Here is a 4,984-nt window from a genome sequence, read left to right as displayed (position 1 = left end):
AAACCCATCATTGACGAGATGGTTGGAGTGATGGTGGTGGTCGTGGCAGTGAGGGTCATGGTGATCATGCGTCGTCTCAGCCATTGCCTTGGCTGCTGTAGCATAGCGCTCTGGCTGAAAGAGATTTGTATCTAAAATCAATGGCAAGGGAATGTTACTGTTTTGCGAGAGCAAAATTCGTGCCCCCCATTTCTGCTCTCGAACCCATGCCTCCAATGAATCTACCTGATGAGGGGCAGCTAAGTCCGTTTTATTGAGCACAATAATATCGGCATAGGAGACTTGGTTAAGGGCAGCTTCACTCTCAAAATGCTGGGGAGAGAAGGCTTCTGCATCTACTAGCGTAATGATGGAATCCAGTTGGGTTAAATTCCGCAGGGGCGGCATCGCAAACGTGAGTGCGATGGGCAATGGATCAGCCACCCCCGTTGTTTCGATCACCAAGTGATCTACCTTCTCGTTCCGTTCCAAAATGCTGTAGACCGCTTCCACTAAGTCGTCGTTGATGGTGCAGCAGATACAGCCATTGCTAAGCTGCACCATGTCTTCCTCAACAGAAACTAAGAGCTGGCTATCAATATCGATATCGCCAAACTCATTGACCAACACCGCTACTTTTAGATCCTGACAGTCTTGGAGAATATGATTGAGCAGTGTGGTCTTACCGCTGCCAAGAAAGCCCGTAATAATCGTCACGGGTAACCCTCGTTTGGGGAGTTTTAGTTCAGTTTGGGGTGAGGCTTGTTAAGCGAGGGATTGAATCATGCGTGAACTCCGGTTGAGGTAGGTGGATTAACTACAGGGCGAATTGCAGCAGCAGATAGTTATACCGTCGCTTGAAAGAAGAGAGTTGTTCAAAGCGCCGCACACTTTTGGCGAAGGCGGGAGAAAGATAAGGCGTCGCTTTAGGTGCATGTGGCGTGAAGGAGTGCTGTTAGAATGATAATCATTATCATTGACTACATCAAGCAACGCAATCATAACGATCTCCAGAATCAGTTATTGAGGCATAAACTTAAAGCAAGACTATTAATGAAGAGATATGCTGCAAACACTTTGGGCTACGATTCGCGAAGGAAAAATTGAACTTCTGGAATCAACAGAGCTTCCCGAAGGAACAAAGGTGCTAGTCACGCTGCTTCCTGATGATGAAACTGGGTTTTGGCTACAAGCCAGTCAAACGTCATTAGATGCTGTGTGGGATAACACTGAGGATGATGTGTATGCCCAGCTACTTTAAGCCTGACATTGTGTTAGTTCGCTATCCATTTTCGGATTTGTCAAGCTCCAAAGTCAGACCTGCGGTCGTGGTGAGTTCACCCCATTCCTCTCAAGACATTCTGGTTACACCTTTGACGAGCAAGACGGGATCGTTGCTTGACGGAGAGTTTGCACTTGCTGAATGGTCGGCAGCAGGGTTAAACGTTGCGACAGCATTCAAGCGAGGCATTTATACAGTGCATGAGAGTTTGGTGATAAAAGTGATTGGTCAGTTAGCTGATGTGGATGCACAACGGCTAGAGCAGTCTTTGAAAGGTTGGCTAGGGTTGTGATTTTTACCAGCAGCCCGATACTGCGCTGCACCGGACGAATGTGAGATATGGGTGCCTCAGCACCCACGGTCATAATGTTCTTATCAAAGGGAATAGGATTTGGCTAGTTTGTGATGGTTTGCGACCGGCCTTCGGCCATCGCAAAAGGGCGTATTTAACAGTTGGGGGTGAGGGCTTTCAGAGGTTTTTAAAGTCAACTCTCCCAATCTCGGGATACGCGCGATCGCAAAATCCGTGCACTCCATTTCTGCTTTCGAACCCATGCCTCCAAGGCATCTACCTGTTGAAGAGCACCTCGGAGTTATCCTACTTCTTTAATCATGTCCTTATATCGGATTTATACGGATGGCAGTTGATAATTTCGACTTTGAAGGTATTATCAACGCCATCCGTAAATTAATAGTTAGAGACTCGCTCGCTAGAGTGATTGCACAATTGTAGTGGCTATAATCTATTTGTGAAACAATCTAGGCAAAGCAACTAGAAATGAGTGACTTTAATGCTGGAAGGGATATAAATGTAGGTAGAGATATTCACATTCAAACTGAAGCTTCTCAGCCCAAGTCTCTAAGTATATGTACTAATTCAGAATTGTTTGATGAGCGTACACATCGAAGAGCATTACTCAGTCAGGAAAGAAAACGGCAATTTAAGTTCATCGCATTTTTCTGGGTATTTGCTGTATTAACTATCGGCGCGGTTGCTCTTTACTTTTATTTTCAAGGTGATTCCAGCTTATCTTCGCTTATTTTAGGTCTTGGTGGGATTACAACAGTTTTTTATTCTATTAAGTTTTTTGAGCAGCCATCAGAGTTTGAAACGCGACAGTTGGCTGTCTTGCAAGAAATCAGGCTACTTCTTCGTGAACGCGGGATCGAGTAATTCAAATCATTGCAGCTGTAAATCTAGTGTATTTTCGGAGCCTTTATTAAACTGTTATTGAGTGCTCTTTTTTGTCATGCTCTAGTTATGTCCTAACCAGCTCATACAAGAGACACTCGATTGAAGCAATCTGGTTGCTCTTTAAATGTTTTTACTCGCACCCCTGATGGCCAAGCCGTTAGACTCCTGCGCCCTAGACATTTCACCAGGCATTCAAGGTTTTTGATACCTTAGAGGCATTGAAGTAGCCGGGAAGTATCATGACACAGTCTTTCATCTTGGAGTATTGGAACGATGATGATTGGTTGGTCGGTCGGTTGAAAGGTATTCCTGGAGTTTTTAGCCAAGGGCAAACTCTTGCGGAGCTAAAGGAAAACATACGCGATGCCTAAGCTTATAGCTACAGAGGCTAAACCCACTCCAGCAGAAGCAAAAACCAAAGAACTGATCCTTGAAGTATGAAGCGGAAAGAGTTTATTCGTGAACTAGAGCAGTCTGGTTGTGTTCTGCATCGACATGGCTCAAGGCACAAAAAAAAGCTGATGCCAATATCCGTCAAGTTAACCTTTAGAGATCAATCACCATGTCAACATCAATAGCAGAATTATTACCCTCGATCTCAGCCTTATCCCATGCTGACAAGTTCCGGCTAGTGCAGTTGGTGTTAGCGCAACTGGCACAGGAAAATGATGTTGAAGTCGAGGAAATACAACAGTCTGCTGCCCCTTTTGATCCACACCTATTTTTCGGAGTTACCCACCAGCCCAAGCAAGCCATTGACGACTACTTAGCGAGTACCCGTGAAGGCTGGTGCTAGTGGCTTACTTGATTGACACCAATATCGTCATCTACTATTTCAACGGCTTGACAGATGACGAAGCGATTCACACTATATTCGCTGATAGTTTCAATATTTCTATCATCACCAAAATCGAGTTTTTGGGCTGGGGACAGTTTGCCGCTGACCTTGAATCGTATGCCAAAGCAAGGGAATTCATCAGCTACGCCACTGTATTTGACCTGAAAGATGCGATCGCTGAACAGGCTATCCGACTAAGACAGCAATTTAAGACCAAAACACCAGATGCCATCATTGCTGCGACAGCTTCAGTCAACGGCTTAAGCGTTGTTACTAATAACACATCAGATTTCAGCGGTTTAGGTGTGAGAACAATTGCAGTAAGCATCAAATAAGCTCACCCATACGAATTTTCCAGTCTATGAGTGCTGCAAGGCAAAGCCTTTGGCCTTGCTATACTTCACGGTTTTGAAGGTGATTTGATTGTTGGCGGGATTATAAAGGGTATAGGTTGCCTGTCCGGGCTGGCGTCCAACATTGCCCACACCGATGATGCGCCGAGGTGTGTATTTTTGTGCTGGGGTCGTCTGAGTGCCATCCAGGGTCATGACCGTGGAGCGTAGATCCCCTGGCTCAATCCAACATTCAAAGGCGAGTCCTGAGCGGCCACAGAAGAGATGGTTGGCATCGGCTCGAATCATGCGATCGCACAATTGCATTGCAGGTGTATCCGGCGTGAGCACATCCGCATAGCCCACTGTACTGCCATGAATCAGCAGGCAGTCCAATTCATGAAATCCAAAGTGAAGCGATCGCATCCACTGTACGGACTGCCGGGAGACCGATTCCCAGAGACGCTGAACCGCATCGGCCCCCTCTTGTTCTACCAGCTCTGGGGCATCGGGTAAGCCGCCCAACCCGTATAAATTAAAGCACTGCTCTTCCCACCAGCCGATACAAATTTGGGGTTCCAGTTCTCCAGCTCCCGGAGACTGGAGTCGCTGGATTACGGCCTCGTTGTCTCCCTTGAAGCCCACAAAATCGCCTAAGACATACATATCTGACACGCGCTGTCGGCGAATATCTACCAGTACCGCTTCATAGGCACTGATATTACCTTCTATCCCGCTTAAAATAGCCCACTGTTCCATTTTTTACCTCCTGAATTGAGATCCGCTACCGCTGACAGACATGGCTAGGATCATCGGCTCGCTCTGCAAATTCCATCCCCCGCGCCAAGCGCCAGGCAAAAATGGGTGGCAAGCCCTTGTCAACAATGGCTGCACAGGTCTTCTCGTAGTCATAGGGCACCTCCCGAAGAGTGACCTGGTCCGTATCGGTGTCATAGAGAACGTAGGTGGCGTGAGGACGTCCGTGGCGAGGTTCTCCCACAGAGCCAGCATTGATAATTCGCTTCAGGGACGTTGTGAACTGGTGCTGCTGGTCGTCTTGTCCCGGTTGGTGAACGCGCACGGAGAGCTTGCCATCCTCTAGCTCCCGCACATAGGGAACATGGGTATGACCACAGAATAAGACATCTGCGCCGGTGGAAACCACTCGCTCTAAGGCCGCAAATCCATCCATGCTGGGCAGTAAATATTCATGCTGACTGTTGGGGCTACCATGGACAAAGGCCAGATTCTCAGTCTGTAGGGTCATGGGGAGTTGGGCTAGATAGTCCCTTACCTCTGGATGGATGACTTGGTTCGTCCATTCATGGGCCTGCCTTCCCCGCTTCTCTGCGATCAAG

9 protein-coding genes are annotated in these 4,984 nt (G+C 47.3%); 6 read left to right on the top strand and 3 right to left on the bottom strand.

The window, feature by feature from the left end:
• A partial coding sequence (locus Q0986_RS00910; RefSeq protein ID WP_299402406.1) for a GTP-binding protein occupies positions 1 to 696 on the bottom strand: 696 nt, incomplete at its 3' end.
• 346 nt (positions 697 to 1,042) lie between these two features.
• Between Q0986_RS00910 and Q0986_RS00905 the strand changes: the two genes are divergently transcribed.
• The 6 genes from Q0986_RS00905 (at position 1,043) to Q0986_RS00880 (ending at position 3,629) form a co-directional block, all read left to right on the top strand.
• Positions 1,043 to 1,240, top strand: coding sequence for a hypothetical protein (locus tag Q0986_RS00905; protein WP_299402404.1), 198 nt, complete (start codon positions 1,043 to 1,045; stop codon positions 1,238 to 1,240).
• A complete protein-coding gene (locus tag Q0986_RS00900; protein WP_299402402.1) occupies positions 1,224 to 1,553 on the top strand; it encodes a type II toxin-antitoxin system PemK/MazF family toxin in 330 nt (109 codons plus the stop codon). Before Q0986_RS00905 ends, Q0986_RS00900 begins: the two co-directional genes overlap by 17 nt.
• Before the next feature lie 486 nt (positions 1,554 to 2,039).
• A complete protein-coding gene (locus Q0986_RS00895; protein ID WP_299402400.1) occupies positions 2,040 to 2,435 on the top strand; it encodes a hypothetical protein in 396 nt (131 codons plus the stop codon).
• 260 nt (positions 2,436 to 2,695) lie between these two features.
• Positions 2,696 to 2,827 (top strand): type II toxin-antitoxin system HicB family antitoxin, encoded by a 132-nt coding sequence (locus tag Q0986_RS00890; RefSeq protein ID WP_299402397.1) that lies wholly within the window; start codon positions 2,696 to 2,698, stop codon positions 2,825 to 2,827.
• A gap of 191 nt (positions 2,828 to 3,018) precedes the next feature.
• On the top strand, positions 3,019 to 3,252 hold the full coding sequence (locus Q0986_RS00885) for a hypothetical protein (protein WP_299402395.1): 234 nt from the start codon (positions 3,019 to 3,021) through the stop codon (positions 3,250 to 3,252).
• The gene (locus Q0986_RS00880) at positions 3,252 to 3,629 is read left to right on the top strand and encodes a type II toxin-antitoxin system VapC family toxin (protein WP_299402393.1); all 378 of its coding nucleotides are present in this window, start codon (positions 3,252 to 3,254) and stop codon (positions 3,627 to 3,629) included. Before Q0986_RS00885 ends, Q0986_RS00880 begins: the two co-directional genes overlap by 1 nt.
• A gap of 24 nt (positions 3,630 to 3,653) precedes the next feature.
• Here the strand turns inward: Q0986_RS00880 and Q0986_RS00875 are convergent, their stop codons facing one another.
• Complete coding sequence (locus Q0986_RS00875; RefSeq protein ID WP_299402391.1) at positions 3,654 to 4,385, bottom strand: metallophosphatase; 732 nt, start codon at positions 4,383 to 4,385, stop codon at positions 3,654 to 3,656.
• A 25-nt stretch (positions 4,386 to 4,410) separates the two neighbouring features.
• The coding region (locus Q0986_RS00870; protein WP_299402389.1) for a metallophosphoesterase family protein at positions 4,411 to 4,984 on the bottom strand (574 nt) is incomplete at its 5' end.

The organism is Acaryochloris sp. IP29b_bin.148, assembly GCF_028285565.1.
In the GTDB taxonomy this organism is placed as follows: Bacteria; Cyanobacteriota; Cyanobacteriia; order Thermosynechococcales; family Thermosynechococcaceae; genus Acaryochloris.
Note: the sequence above shows the minus strand (reverse complement) of the source record. Positions and strands in the feature narration are given on the sequence as shown.